12 protein-coding genes are annotated in these 14,035 nt (G+C 37.5%); 9 read left to right on the forward strand and 3 right to left on the reverse strand.

Going from position 1 to position 14,035, the window contains the following annotated elements; all coding sequences use genetic code 11:
* Positions 1 to 3: 3 nt before the first annotated feature.
* The 3 genes from porG to L1967_RS00835 all read right to left on the reverse strand — a co-directional run bounded on the left by porG (position 4) and on the right by L1967_RS00835 (position 2,431).
* On the reverse strand, positions 4 to 705 hold the full coding sequence (porG, locus tag L1967_RS00825) for a type IX secretion system protein PorG (protein ID WP_249599817.1): 702 nt from the start codon (positions 703 to 705) through the stop codon (positions 4 to 6).
* A gap of 97 nt (positions 706 to 802) precedes the next feature.
* Entirely contained in the window at positions 803 to 1,687 is an 885-nt protein-coding gene (locus L1967_RS00830) for an NAD kinase (RefSeq protein ID WP_249599818.1), read from the reverse strand.
* A gap of 87 nt (positions 1,688 to 1,774) precedes the next feature.
* Positions 1,775 to 2,431, reverse strand: a complete 657-nt coding sequence (locus L1967_RS00835) for a CBS domain-containing protein (RefSeq protein WP_249599819.1) — start codon at positions 2,429 to 2,431, stop codon at positions 1,775 to 1,777.
* 194 nt (positions 2,432 to 2,625) lie between these two features.
* Here L1967_RS00835 and L1967_RS00840 point away from each other — a divergent pair, with 194 nt between their 5' ends.
* The 9 genes from L1967_RS00840 (at position 2,626) to aceE (ending at position 14,019) form a co-directional block, all read left to right on the forward strand.
* A complete protein-coding gene (locus L1967_RS00840; protein WP_249599820.1) occupies positions 2,626 to 3,342 on the forward strand; it encodes a pyridoxine 5'-phosphate synthase in 717 nt (238 codons plus the stop codon).
* Between the two features lie 42 nt (positions 3,343 to 3,384).
* Entirely contained in the window at positions 3,385 to 4,149 is a 765-nt protein-coding gene (locus L1967_RS00845) for an alpha/beta fold hydrolase (protein ID WP_249599821.1), read from the forward strand.
* A 121-nt stretch (positions 4,150 to 4,270) separates the two neighbouring features.
* Positions 4,271 to 5,521, forward strand: coding sequence for an OmpP1/FadL family transporter (locus L1967_RS00850; RefSeq protein WP_249599822.1), 1,251 nt, complete (start codon positions 4,271 to 4,273; stop codon positions 5,519 to 5,521).
* Positions 5,522 to 5,535: 14 nt separating this feature from the next.
* Complete coding sequence (locus L1967_RS00855; RefSeq protein ID WP_249599939.1) at positions 5,536 to 7,107, forward strand: SGNH/GDSL hydrolase family protein; 1,572 nt, start codon at positions 5,536 to 5,538, stop codon at positions 7,105 to 7,107.
* Positions 7,108 to 7,198: 91 nt separating this feature from the next.
* Entirely contained in the window at positions 7,199 to 7,540 is a 342-nt protein-coding gene (locus tag L1967_RS00860; protein WP_249599823.1) for a phage holin family protein, read from the forward strand.
* Positions 7,541 to 7,627: 87 nt separating this feature from the next.
* Positions 7,628 to 8,950: a trigger factor gene (gene tig, locus L1967_RS00865; RefSeq protein ID WP_249599824.1), complete on the forward strand. Its 1,323-nt coding sequence runs from the start codon at positions 7,628 to 7,630 to the stop codon at positions 8,948 to 8,950.
* A 177-nt stretch (positions 8,951 to 9,127) separates the two neighbouring features.
* On the forward strand, positions 9,128 to 9,805 hold the full coding sequence (gene clpP / locus L1967_RS00870) for an ATP-dependent Clp endopeptidase proteolytic subunit ClpP (protein WP_249599825.1): 678 nt from the start codon (positions 9,128 to 9,130) through the stop codon (positions 9,803 to 9,805).
* Positions 9,806 to 9,876: 71 nt separating this feature from the next.
* Positions 9,877 to 11,109 carry an ATP-dependent Clp protease ATP-binding subunit ClpX gene (clpX, locus tag L1967_RS00875; protein ID WP_249599826.1) on the forward strand — a complete coding sequence of 411 codons (1,233 nt, stop codon included), beginning with the start codon at positions 9,877 to 9,879 and terminating at the stop codon, positions 11,107 to 11,109.
* Between the two features lie 246 nt (positions 11,110 to 11,355).
* On the forward strand, positions 11,356 to 14,019 hold the full coding sequence (gene aceE, locus L1967_RS00880) for a pyruvate dehydrogenase (acetyl-transferring), homodimeric type (RefSeq protein WP_249599827.1): 2,664 nt from the start codon (positions 11,356 to 11,358) through the stop codon (positions 14,017 to 14,019).
* The last annotated feature ends 16 nt before the right edge of the window (positions 14,020 to 14,035 follow it).

The raw sequence follows: 14,035 nt of genomic DNA on the forward strand, positions 1-14,035 counted from the left end.
TTCCTAAAAGCTCGAGTAACATGGTTTTCTGCCAAATGTTATGGTGAATGTGATTCCGGTAAAAACATACCAATCTTTAGTATTTTGATTACCAAAAGTAAGTATTGGATCTTGTTCACCCAGTAATTCTTCAGGATTACTTCCGTCCAAATTATCGGTAAAGGTATAGCGGGCACCAATTTCTATAGCGCCAATCAAATGCTGGCTAAGCGTTGTTTTGTATCCAACAACCATAGGGATGGCAAATTCCCAATTAGTACCTTCATTAACTAATGGCCCCCCGCGTGAACCATCTAAAATTACATGGTCTGCACTAAAATAGGTGAATCCGGTGTAAAGATACGGCGTACTTTGCGATGTTCCCTTATGTAAATCAAAATCCCAAAAATTAAATTCTAAACCCAAAGAGGCTTCGGTAATCGTATTACTAAATGAATAGCCTCTTTGTTTTCTGCGAGTATCATTGCTATCAGCATCATCTGCTTCTATTTTTCCCATAATCACTGAGAACCTAAAGGAGTGACGTGGGCTCCTATTCCATTTTAGAATACCCCCCACTGCAAGACCACTGGGATTAATGTAGAACGAATTTCCTACATCCCCAATATAATTTGCGCCACCCAAAAAGGCACCCACCTCATAGGTTTGAGATTGCAAATTAACTGTAGTGATCAACATAAAAACAAAAGCTATTAGATACCGCATAGGTTCTTAAAAGTTTGCAAATATAACAATTATGTTTGCTCTGCAATAATTTGAGCTCATTAGTATTACATTAACAGTTTTTAAAAAAAAATATTGTTTAGTTACGTTTATCTTCTCCCCATAAAAGCTTTTTTCTTAAAGTTTGAAGAAAGCTGTCTTCATTTAGCTCTACAAGGTTGATGGTGTATGGGGCCTTTTGAATAATGATTTCGGTATCATTTTGAAGGCTTGCTAAGCGGGAATCCATAGATAATAAGTGAGAATCTTCCCTACCACTAACTTTTAAAGTAATTTTAGTATCATCTTTAATAATTAAAGGTCTGGCGTTTAAATTATGCGGAGCAATAGGCGTGATAACAAGTGAATCTGCATCTGGGGTAATTACCGGGCCACCGCAACTAAGGGAATATCCGGTAGATCCTGTTGGAGTAGCAATAATTAAACCATCGGCCCAATATGAGGTAAGATACTGGTCATTTAACCAAGTATCTACTGTAATCATTGAAGTGGTATTTTTTCGGCTAACCGCTATTTCATTAAGGGCTACATTATCAAAAATTTCATCGTCAGACTTTGGGTTTGTTTCAATCTGCAATACAGTTCTTGGTGAAATACTAAAATCTTTTTTTAAGAGGGTATGAATTGTTTCTCCAATTTGTTCTTTCTGGATTGTAGATAAAAAACCAAGTCGGCCGGTGTTAATTCCTATAATAGGGATATCAAGATTCTTAATATAATTTATCGATTTTAGGATGGTGCCATCGCCACCAATGGTAAAGAAAAGATCGTAACTGGCGTCCAGGATATCGAAAGTTTCATAATCGCTATACTCGCCGGTAATGCTCTTGTTCTTATTAATAAGGTCTAAAAAGTTACGCTCAATAACGACGTCAACTTTTTCTTCCTTAAGGAGTTCTAAAAGCTGGTTAATATAAGTGCCGGCGTTTTCATGATAAAACTGGCCGTAAATGCCTATTTTCATTTATATCAAAATTTATTCGATAATCAAGATTATTAGTTCGATGCTCGATAGTTATTAAGGAGTGCCGAATTAAAAAAATATTCTTAATTAAATGTTTAGGTATTTGTCCAGATATTTAGATCGATCACGAAGATTTTTATTAAAAGCATCTTCCTGATGTTGCGAAATAATATTGTAACCATAACGTCTTAGGGATTGTATCACCTCGTTAATTCCGGTAGGGTTTATTTTTATGGTGATTTGCGCAAGATCATTTTCTATCTTAGAAACAAACAAGCCAAGCAAGTGAACATTACTGGATTCTACGATCTGGCTAATTTCACTTAAAGAGTAATCTTTAAATCCTTTTTCAACTACAATAATATTTCCGGCTTCATTTAAAAATGGGGTTTCGTTAAAAATTCCCATAATTTCATTCAGTTCTACATAGCCTAAATATTCATTTTCACTATCCAGGACCGGTAAAATATTAGAATTGTTTTGTGCAAAAGATTCTAAAATGTCCAGCCAGTAATCGGTATTTCGAACAAAAAAGCCCTCAAGTGCATATTGATAATCTTCAATCGATTTTTCAGCTTCAAAACATCGAATATCATTTTCAGAAATACAACCCATATAAATACCATTGTTCTCTACCGGTAAGTGAGAATAGGTAAGTTGGTTAAAATCATTCTGTAATTCACCAATCTTGTCTGAAAAATGACGAATAGCAACATCATTCAATATATATTCTTCAATATCCATAATCCTCGCGTCGTTTAACGCAAATTAATTAAAATAATATTCATGAAGCCATCCTCAACTTTGTATTTTTGTTAAAACGGGAAGTTTTAGGATAAGCTTTAGAATTTGTCCTGTAGATCTGCGCTATTATTGTAGCAGTTCATTTTAATTGATATCGAATTTGAAACCAAATCCTTAAAGGTAAAGATAAGAAGATGACAAAATTAAGTGTAAATATAAATAAGATCGCTACGTTAAGAAATGCCAGGGGAGGTGATATTCCTAATGTAGTGCAATGTGCTTTAGATATCGAGAGGTTTGGAGCTGAAGGGATTACAGTGCATCCAAGACCAGACGAAAGACATATAAGATATCAGGATACAAGGGACTTGAAACCCCTTCTAAAAACCGAATTTAATATTGAAGGAAATCCGGTTACAAAATTTATAAATCTGGTGCTAGAAGTAAAACCGGCACAGGTAACTTTGGTGCCAGATGCTGTAGATGCGATTACCAGTAATGCCGGTTGGAATACGGTAAAAAATAAAGATTATCTTATTGAGATTATTTCTGAATTTAAAAAACATGGGATTAGAACATCGATTTTTGTAGATCCAGATGAAAAAATGATTGAAGGAGCCGCTGCAACCGGTACAGATCGTATTGAATTATATACAGAAAGTTTTGCCGAAAAATTTGCAGCCGGCGATAAAGAAGCAGCGGTAAAGCCTTATGCAGATTGTGCAAAGTTGGCCCATCAATTAGGGCTGGGGATTAACGCCGGGCATGATTTGTCTTTGGATAATATCGAGTTTTTTAAAAATAAGGTTCCTTTTGTAGATGAGGTTTCTATAGGTCATGCTTTAATTGCCGAAGCGCTTTATCTTGGTTTAGAAGAAACGATCGCTAGGTATTTACAAAAATTACAGTAAGCTTAAATTGGTCATTTTCGACTATTATTTTAAAAAATTGCAATGAAGTTACATACTAATATTATAGGAGAGGGAAAACCTTTTATCATCTTACACGGATTTCTAGGAATGGGAGACAATTGGAAAACACTGGGAAAGATGTTTTCTGAAAAAGGATACCAGGTTCATCTGGTAGATCAGCGAAATCATGGTAAAAGTCCCCATAGCGATGATTTTTCCTATGAAGTGCTAGCCGAAGATTTAAAAGAATATATTGAGGAGCATCATTTAGAAAAAGTAGTGCTAATGGGGCATTCTATGGGAGGCAAAACGGCTATGCTATTTGCAACCACTTATCCCGATTTACTTGAAAAGCTTATAATTGTAGATATTGCTCCAAAATATTATAAACCACATCATCAGGATATTTTAGCCGGATTAACCTTGCTGGAGGAATCTGATGTTTCTTCGCGCCAGGAAGCGGCCAAAATAATTTCTGAATATGTTCCCGATAGACCTACGCAGCTTTTTCTGCTGAAAAATCTAGACCGTGAGGATAAAGACAAGTATGTATTAAAAGTTAACCTGAAAACTTTAAAAGATAAAATCGAAAATATAGGGGCAGCTTTAGAAAAAGGAAAAGTTTACGAAGGGAAAACCTTATTTATAAAAGGAGAAAAATCGGGTTATATAAAATTACCCGAAGATGAAGGTTTGCTTCATAGTCATTTCCCCGCTGCTGAAATTGAAGTGATTAGCGATGCCGGGCATTGGGTACATGCTGAAAATCAAGAAGATTTTTATGATTCGGCGATTAGATTTCTTTAAAAATTACCATTAAATATTATGCATACATAATATTTTTACCTATTTTGTTACGGTATTTGTATTTTGAGATAAATTTATTGCACACTTTACAAATTGAAACAAACTTAATTCTACTAAAATTATGAAGAAACTTTTATTCCTAACCCTTTTTGGGTTGGCGGCTGCAATGACTTACGCCGGGGGATACAGGGTAGGGCTTCAGGGACAGCGAAGGCTGGCAATGGGGCATACTGGTGTGGCTGTGGTTGATAATGCAGAATTGGCTTTTTTTAACCCGGCAGGGTTAGTGTATCTAGAGGATCGCATAAATGTAGCCGTTGGTGCCAGTGCGGTATTCTCTGATGTGGTATGGCAAAATGACCAATATGGGCAAATGGCAAGAACAGATAGCCCGGTAGGTACACCTTTTTATGCCTACTTTTCTTATAAAGCTTCAGATTGGTTAACATTAGGACTGGCAGCTTATACGCCTTACGGAAGTTCTGTAGAGTGGCCAACAGATTGGTCTGGATCCCATTTGGTAAATAATATCGATCTTAAAGCGATTTATATTCAGGCTTTGGCTTCTATAAAAATTTCAGAGCAGCTTAGTATAGGTGGAGGTCCTATATATGTAAATGGATCTGTAAACTTCAATAGAAATTTAAACAGAACCCTTAGCGATATCGATGGAAATAGGGCAAATGTGACTGTAGATGCTTCTGGAGTGCATGCCTGGGGTTGGTCTTTGGGGGCTATGTATAATCCTACCGATAAACTTAGGATAGGGGCAAATTACCGTTCAGAAATTATTGTTGAAGCAGAAAATGGTGATGCAGATTTTAGTAATATTCCTAATTCACCTCTTACTCCTTTTAATGATACCCGTTTTGATGCATCATTACCTTTGCCGGCAGAACTTTCTATTGGGTTATCTTATGAGATTTCAGATAAATGGTTAGTGGCTTTTGATTATAACCGTGCTTTTTGGGATGTCTACAAGTCTTTAGATATCGATTTTCAGGATCCGGCAATTCCAGATTCTAAAAACCCCAGAAATTATAAAGATGCCAATATTTATAGATTTGGGGCGCAGTACATCGCAAACGACATGTTTACCTTAAGAGCAGGGTATTATTTTGATGAATCCCCTGTGCAATCAGGCTATTTCGCGCCAGAAACCCCAAGGAATGATGCGCACGGTTTCACCGCAGGACTATCAGTAAATATTACCGAAAAACTTTCCATAGATGCTTCTTTCCTTTATAATAGATTTAAAGAGGTAGAGGAATCTTATGATTATTATACAGAAAATGGTCAAAATGTGCCTTTTGAGGGTTCTTATAAATCAGTGGCATTTGTTCCCGGGCTTGGTGTGACATTCAAAATTTAAACTTACAGGAAATGATGAAAAACTATAGATTTTTAGCAGTAGGCTTATTGGCTTTGGGAATAGTTTCTTGTGAGCCAGATTTAGATCATCCAATAGATGAAAAAGGAAGTGTATATAGTAATGGAGAAGCCGATTTTACGCATTACGTTGCCTTAGGAAATTCGTTAACTGCCGGTTATGCAGATAATGCGCTTTATATTACGGGGCAAACCAATTCGTATCCTAATATTTTAGCGGGACAATTTGCGTTAACGCAGGAAACAGATGAGTTTACCATTCCTTATATGAATGATAATGCCGGTGGGCTTTTAGCTAACGGGCAACAAATAACAAATAATAGATTGGTGCTGGCCACAGATGGAGAAGGCAATAATAGCCCTTCGGTCTATACCGGCATGGCGCCTACAACAGATATTGCTAACATTTTAGAAGGACCTTTTAGTAATATGGGAGTTCCTGGAGCCAAATCGTATCACTTAGGTGTAGAAGGTTATGGTAATTTAGCAGGAGTACAGGCCGGCCTTGCAAATCCTTACTTTGTAAGATTTGCGTCTTCGCCTCAAACAAGTGTGATGGCCGATGCCATGGCTCAAAATCCTACATTCTTTTCTTTGTGGATAGGCAATAATGATGTGTTAGGTTATGCTACCTCAGGAGGTACGGGGGTAAATCAGGCAGGGAATTTAAATCCGGCCACCTATGGATCTAATGATATTACAGATCCTCAGGTATTTGCCAGTGTATATTCTGGTTTGGTTCAAACGCTAACTGCTAATGGCGCAGGTGGCGTGTTGATTAATATTCCAGATGTAACTTCTATCGCATTTTTTAATACCGTACCTAATAATGCCTTAGTCTTAGATGCACAAACTGCCGGGAACTTAACAGCATATTTTAGTGCCGTTTCTCAGGTTTTTGCTGGAGGGTTAATGGCGCAGGGAGTTCCGCAGGAACAGGCAATGGCTTTAGCAGCTCAATATGCAATTACTTTTAATGAAGGGCCAAATAGATTTATAATCGACGTGCCGGTAACACAAACCAATCCGCTTGGATTTAGACAGATGACGGAAGATGAGTTGATTCAACTTCAGGTGGATCAATCGGCTTTGGCCAGTGGTTACGGTTCAGTGAAGTTAACCGCAGAAGTACAACAGGTTTTAGGGCTGTTAATGGCTGGAGGAACTCCAACTGCAGAGCAGGCTAATATCTTATTTAGTGGTGTAAATGGTTTAGATGATGCAGATGTTTTAGATAGTACAGAAATTTCAGAAATTCAAACGGCTACGGCTGCATTTAACCAAACGATAGCTGCAGTAGCCAATGCAAACGGACTTGCAATGGTAGATGCTAATGCATTATTAAATGGTGTTGCAAATGGTGGATTTTCTTTTGATGGTGGTACTGTTACTGCTACCTACGCCACAGGTGGTGCTTTTTCTTTAGATGGAGTGCATTTAACGCCAAGAGGCTATGCTATTGTAGCTAATGAGATTATCGATCAGATTAACGCGACTTATGGCTCTACGGTTCCAAAAGTAAATGTTGGACAATACGGCACTATTACGCTTAGTAATGATGTGCAGTAATGATAAACTTATATTAAAATATGAGGAAGTCGGCAAGTAGCCGACTTTTTTTTTCGCAATTTTGAACTAGCAATCAAACTCTTATAAAAAAATGAGACTTTTATTAAAACTTCTTTTGTCTGCGTTGGTAGTGGTAGGTTTAGCTAAGCTTTTACCCGGTGTTACGGTAGACAGTTATTTTACTGCATTTATTGTAGCTATCGTCTTAGCACTACTTAACCTTATCATTAAGCCTATCCTGGTGATCCTAACTTTGCCGGTAACCATCTTAACCCTTGGCCTGTTTTTGCTTATCATAAACGCCATAATTATCTTTTTAGCAGATGGTTTTGTGACTGGTTTTAATGTAGATGGCTGGTTTATGGCAATAATATTTAGTTTACTTTTTTCATTATTTCAGTCCATATTATATTCTCTTCTGGATAAGGATTAGAAGCTTGCTGAAATTCAATAATTTGAAACTTTGCAGGCTAGTGAAAAAAGCTTAATTTTGCACACCAATTTTTTATAATAAGTCAAGATGAATATTACCAGAGAGAATATTGATGAATTGAATGCGGTAGTAAAAGTAGATATCGCAAAAGACGACTATGCTCCTAAAGTAGAGAAGATCCTTAAGGATTACCGTAAAAATGCCAATGTTCCTGGCTTTAGAAAAGGTCACGTTCCTATGGGGATGGTGAAAAAACAATACGGGCAGGCTGTATTGGTAGACGAAGTGAATAAATTACTACAGGAAAACCTTAATAAATACCTTACTGAAGAAAAATTAGACGTTCTTGGAAATCCAATTCCTAAAGAGCAGGAGAATTTTGACTGGAATAAAGATAACTACACTTTTGAGTTTGAAGTTGGTCTTGCTCCAGAATTTGAAGTAAGTCTTGATTTAGAAAAACCTGTGAAAAAATATAATATCGTTGCTGATGATGCGATGATCGATAGACAGATCGAAAACATCCAAAAACAGTACGGTAAATTAGTTTCTAAAGATGAGGTTGAAGAAGGTGATATCGTAGCCGGAACTTTTAAAAATGAAGAAGAAGGTATCGAAAATGAAACTTCAATCGAACTGGAGAAAATTAAGGGAAAGAGAAACCTTAATAAATTTGTAGGGGCTAAAGTTGGTGATACCATTACCTTAAAGACCAAAAGTCTTTTTGAAGATGATCACGATTTAATCCAACATTTAAAAGTTGAGCATGATAAAGCTCACGATCTTGATATCGAAGTAGCATTTACGATTTCAGAAATCAATAAAAGAGAACTTGCAGATTTAGATCAGGAATTATTCGATAAGCTTTTTGGAGAAGGCAAAGTGACTACGGTGACTGAGCTTAAAGAGAAAATTAAAGAAGATGCTGAAAAGCAATTTGTTCAGCAAAGCGATCAGCAGTTAATGAATGATGTTACCGAAGCATTGATCGAAAAAACTGAATTTGATCTTCCTAAAGAATTTCTTCAAAAATGGATTAGAACAGTAGGTGAAAAACCATTAACTGAAGAAGAAGCGGTAGAAGAGTACGAGAATAGCGAAAAAGGTCTTCGTTACCAGTTAATCGAAGGGAAAATCGTTAAGGATAACGATATTCAGGTAGATTTCGAAGCCTTAAAAGCCTTCGCAATAGAGAAAATTAAACAACAAATGGCTCAGTTTGGCCAGATGGATCCTTCAGATAAAGAATTAGATGATATCGCAGCAAGGATTTTATCAAATCAGGACGAAGTAAAACGTCTTTCTGAGCAATTGGTTAACGAGAAATTGTTAAATTTCTATAAAGACAATATGAAATTTGACGAAAAGGAAGTTACTTATGATGAGTTTGTAAAAGAAATTTATGAGTAAAAACTGTGGGTAATTCCGCAGCAAAATTTTACTTCAGGGTATAGCCCTAAAAAATCAAATCTCGATTATCGAGTAAGCCTTTTTTATAATTTATACCTATCTTTAAGGCGTTAACCATAACGGTATAACGCCTTTTTTGGCTTTATAGATTACTTGTGTAATTAAATAAAAAAATTGATGGACTACGGAAAAGAATTCGAGAAGTACGCAACGAAACATCACGGGATAAACAGCAATTATTACGATAAAATAGTAAGTAGCATGGCACCGGTTGGGATGACTCCCAATATTATCGAAGAACGCCAGATGAATGCTGTAGCTATGGATGTATTTTCACGATTAATGATGGACAGGATTATCTTTATGGGAACTGCCATTAACGATCAGGTAGCTAATATTATCCAGGCACAGTTACTGTTTTTAGAAAGTACAGATTCTTCAAAAGATATTCAAATTTATATAAACTCTCCTGGAGGTAGTGTTTATGCCGGTTTGGGAATCTATGATACCATGCAGTTTATTAAACCAGATGTTGCAACAATTTGTACAGGAATGGCGGCTTCTATGGGAGCGGTACTACTTTGTGCAGGAGAAAAAGGAAAACGAAGCGGTTTGCCACATTCCAGGGTAATGATTCACCAACCACTGGGCGGAGCTCAGGGACAGGCCAGTGATATCGAGATCACCGCCAGGGAGATCATTACATTAAAAGAAGAATTGTATAAAATCATTTCTAAACATTCAGGACAAAGCTACGACAAAGTTTACGAAGACAGTGATCGTGATTACTGGATGAAAGCAGACAGAGCTAAGGAATACGGAATGATAGACGAGATCCTTACCAGAGACAAGTAAGATCGGGATTTGATGAAATAAGAAGAGAATTTCAGGATATGTAATGCTGAAATCGAACGAAATATTTTAAGATGGCGAAAGAAGAATTAGAATGCTCCTTCTGCGGAAGAAAGAAACCTGAAACCAATCTTTTGATTGCAGGTTTAGATGCCCATATTTGTGACCGATGTATCGAGCAGGCACACGGGATCGTTCTTGAAGAATCCAAGCAGGGAGAGGCTAACGAATTATCTTCAGAATTGATGCTAAGCAAGCCTAAATCAATAAAGGCTTTTTTAGATGAATATATTATCGGGCAGGAAGCTACTAAGAAGGTAATGTCTGTTGCGGTTTACAATCATTACAAACGATTGCTGCAACCAGATAGCGATGATGATATCGAGATCCAGAAAAGTAATATCGTAATGGTTGGAGAAACCGGTACCGGCAAAACTTTAATGGCTAAAACTATTGCAAAGATGCTTAATGTGCCTTTAGCAATTGTCGATGCCACAGTATTAACGGAAGCTGGATACGTTGGTGAAGATGTAGAAGGGATCCTAACACGATTACTACAGGCGGCAGATTATAATGTAGAAAAAGCTCAAAGAGGTATCGTTTTTATCGACGAGATCGATAAAATTGCGCGTAAAAGTGATAATCCTTCAATTACCAGGGATGTTTCTGGAGAAGGAGTGCAGCAGGCGCTATTAAAACTTCTGGAAGGCACTACAGTAAATGTTCCGCCAAAAGGAGGAAGAAAGCACCCCGATCAAAAATTTATCGAGGTCGATACTGAAAATATCCTTTTTATTGCCGGTGGGGCTTTTGATGGGATCGAGAAAAACATTAGCAAGCGTTTAAATATGCAGGCCGTTGGATTTAGCGCGTCTAAAAACGATGATACGATTGAAAGAACCAATCTTTTACGATATATCATCCCTAAAGACTTAAAGGATTTTGGGCTTATTCCTGAAATTATTGGCCGATTACCAGCTTTAACGTATATGAATCCGCTAGATAAGGAAACGCTTCGATCTATTTTAACCGAACCTAAAAATGCCATTATCAAGCAATACACAAAACTGTTTGAAATGGATGAGATTGAATTTACAGCTACAGAGGAAGCTTTAGATTTTATCGTAGAAAAGGCGGTAGAATATAAACTGGGAGCACGTGGATTGCGTTCCCTTTGTGAAGCCATTCTTACCGATGCGATGTTTGATCTTCCTGAAAGCGATGTAACCGAATTCACCCTTACGCGAGAATATGCCGAAGATAAATTAAACAAATCGACCATGAATGCGCTAAAAGCAGCCTCGTAGTCGAAAAACTAATATTGGATAAAAAGCCTCATGAATTTTTAGAATTTATGAGGCTTTTTTAATTCCCAAAATTCGATAATTTTCGATACCATTTTTTCTTTCTTAAAACTTAACACCTTTCATTTTTAATTTTTGAAAGCTTTAGCATAGCGCTATAATCTTGTGTTAATCATTTGAAGTCGGTTTTATTAATTGGTAATTTCAAAGAGATAGACCACACGATTACCAACTAATAAATCTCAAAACATGGCAGAGGAGAAAGTAGCGACAGCCGAAATTGAAAATCAGGAATGGCTGGATTCCCTTAAATGGGTTTTGCAAAATGAATCGAAAGAACGAGTAGAAGAAATACTAAAATTACTACGAGCAGAAGCCCAAAGACACGGCGTAAAATCAGACTTACCTTTAACCACGCCATATATGAACACCATTAGTCCCCAGGATGAAGAACAATATCCCGGTGATATCGAAATCGAAGAAAAAATACTGGCTTACATCCGTTGGAATGCCATGGCGATGGTCGTAAGAGCTAACAATAAAAGCAAAGGAATTGGCGGTCATATTTCTACTTATTCCTCAATTGCTCATTTATGGGAAGTCGGTTTTAACCATTTCTTTAAAATAGATCGTAGTGCCGGTTCAGATTTAGTGTATTTTCAGGGACATGCTTCACCCGGAGTCTATGCCAGGGCTTTTTTAGAAGGACGGCTTACAGAAGAACATTTAGAAAACTTCCGTAGAGAAGTAAAATCAGATAAAGGATTAACCTCATATCCACATCCGCATTTAATGCCAGAATTCTGGAATTTCCCAACCGTTTCTATGGGATTAGGACCTATAAGTGCAATTTATCAGGCACGTTTTAATAAGTATCTCGAAAACCGGGGAATTATAGAAAAGAACGATCAGCAAATCTGGGCATATTTAGGAGATGGAGAAATGGACGAGCCAGAAGCTCGTGGAGCAATTAGCGTTGCAGCAAGGGATAAACTGGATAATTTAACCTTTGTGGTCGATTGTAATCTACAGCGATTGGATGGTCCCGTTCGTGGTAGCGGTAAGATTATTCAGGAGTTAGAAGGTTTATTTCGAGGAGCCGGTTGGAATGTTATTAAACTGATTTGGGGAAAAGACTGGGATCCTATTTTTGAAAAAGATACTGAAGGGAAACTGGTGAGCTTACTCAATGAAATCCCCGACGGGCAACTTCAAAAATATGCATTTTCTGAAGGTGATTTTATTCGTGAGGATCTCTTCGGAAAAGATAAAAACCTGTCTAAGATCGTCAAAAGTTTGTCTGATGACGAATTAAAACGACTGAAACGAGGCGGGCACGATCATCAAAAGATCTATAACGCATACAAACAGGCGACAGAACATAAAGGCCAGCCCACAATAATCTTAGCGCAAACCATTAAAGGTTACGGGCAGGGAAAAGCTGGTGAAGCCAGTAATGTGGCACATAAAACCAAAAGCTTTAAAGAAGAAGAATTAAAGGCGTTTAGAGATTTTTTTAGCCTGCCGGTTTCAGATAAAGAACTAAAAGATATTCCGTTTCTAAAACCTAAAAAAGATAGTGAAGAGCTTAAATATCTACAGGAAAAACGAGAAAAATTAGGCGGATTTCTTCCGCAGCGAAAAGACAATAGTGAAGCACTAAAAGAGCCTGATAAAAAAGTATTCAAAAGCTTTTTAGAAGGTTCGGGTGATGACGAAGCGGCTACCACTATGGTGATGATCCAAACCCTAAGCCGTTTGTTTAAAGATGAAGAATTAGGTAAGTATATTGTTCCCATTATTCCCGATGAAAGTCGAACCTTTGGAATGGAGTCTTTATTTAGACAGGTTGGGATTTATGCGCCGGGCGGGCAGTTGTACGAGCCCGTAGATAAAGAAAGCCTGCTGTTTTATAAAGAATCTAAAGACGGTGCGATCATGGAAGAAGGGATCACCGAATCGGGTTGTATGGCCGAGTTTATAGCGGCCGGTACTTCTTACCTAAATCAGGGAAAACCAATGATCCCATTTTACTTTTTCTACTCGATGTTTGGTTTTCAAAGAACAGGCGATTTAATGTGGGCCGCAGCCGATGCCGGTGCGAAAGGATTCCTTGTGGGCGGAATTTCGGGAAGAACAAGTCTGCCGGGCGAAGGATTGCAGCACCAGGACGGGAATAGTCATTTGTACGCTTTAGCATTTCCAACATTAAAAGCTTACGATCCTGCATTTGCTTATGAGCTTGCGACGATTGTAAAAGCCGGGATTAAAGAAATGTATATCGATAAAGCGCATTATTTCTATTACATCACATTAGGTAATGCCACCTACAAAATGCCTAAAATGCCAAAAGACAGCGAAGAAGGTATTTTAAAAGGTATGTATAAATTCCAGAAGACCAGAAAACGTAAAACCGATAAAAAAGCACATCTTTTTGGAAGTGGTTCTATAATGGCCGAGGTGTTGGAAGCCGCTAATATTTTAGAAAAGGACTATGATGTTGCGGTAGATATTTGGAGTATTACCAGTTACAAAGCGCTTTATGATGATGCGATAGATACCGAGCGTAACAATCGTTTAAAAACTCAGCTAAATAAAGACAAAAATTATATCCAGGAATGTCTGGAAGACGAAAAAGGAGTTTTTGTAGCGGCTTCAGATTATGTAAAAGCATTGCCAGAATCGATTGCAAAATGGTTTCCGGCCAATCTTGCTGCTTTGGGAACCGATGGTTTTGGGCGCAGTGATGCGAGACCAGAACTGCGTGATTTTTTTGAAGTAAACGCAGCACATATTGTTTTTGCGACGCTTTATGAATTAGCATACGAAGGAAAAATTAAAGCAAAGCAGCTTAAAGAAGCCGCAAAGAAATTTGATATCGACGCCAAAAAACCAAATCCAAGAACATCCTAACCAATAAAAGAAAAGA

The sequence above is a fragment of the Zunongwangia pacifica genome, from assembly GCF_023499215.1.
GTDB lineage: Bacteria > Bacteroidota > Bacteroidia > Flavobacteriales > Flavobacteriaceae > Zunongwangia > Zunongwangia pacifica.

Excerpts from the sequence above, each read along its gene's own strand:
- clpP (WP_249599825.1), top strand. The coding sequence starts at position 9,128 with ATGGACTACGGAAAAGAATTCGAGAAGTACGCAACGAAACATCACGGG.
- L1967_RS00845 (WP_249599821.1), top strand. The coding sequence starts at position 3,385 with ATGAAGTTACATACTAATATTATAGGAGAGGGAAAACCTTTTATCATC.
- L1967_RS00860 (WP_249599823.1), top strand. The coding sequence starts at position 7,199 with ATGAGACTTTTATTAAAACTTCTTTTGTCTGCGTTGGTAGTGGTAGGT.
- clpX (WP_249599826.1), top strand. The coding sequence starts at position 9,877 with ATGGCGAAAGAAGAATTAGAATGCTCCTTCTGCGGAAGAAAGAAACCT.
- L1967_RS00850 (WP_249599822.1), top strand. The coding sequence starts at position 4,271 with ATGAAGAAACTTTTATTCCTAACCCTTTTTGGGTTGGCGGCTGCAATG.
- L1967_RS00835 (WP_249599819.1), bottom strand. The coding sequence starts at position 2,431 with ATGGATATTGAAGAATATATATTGAATGATGTTGCTATTCGTCATTTT.
- L1967_RS00840 (WP_249599820.1), top strand. The coding sequence starts at position 2,626 with ATGACAAAATTAAGTGTAAATATAAATAAGATCGCTACGTTAAGAAAT.
- tig (WP_249599824.1), top strand. The coding sequence starts at position 7,628 with ATGAATATTACCAGAGAGAATATTGATGAATTGAATGCGGTAGTAAAA.
- L1967_RS00855 (WP_249599939.1), top strand. The coding sequence starts at position 5,536 with ATGAAAAACTATAGATTTTTAGCAGTAGGCTTATTGGCTTTGGGAATA.
- aceE (WP_249599827.1), top strand. The coding sequence starts at position 11,356 with ATGGCAGAGGAGAAAGTAGCGACAGCCGAAATTGAAAATCAGGAATGG.
- porG (WP_249599817.1), bottom strand. The coding sequence starts at position 705 with ATGCGGTATCTAATAGCTTTTGTTTTTATGTTGATCACTACAGTTAAT.
- L1967_RS00830 (WP_249599818.1), bottom strand. The coding sequence starts at position 1,687 with ATGAAAATAGGCATTTACGGCCAGTTTTATCATGAAAACGCCGGCACT.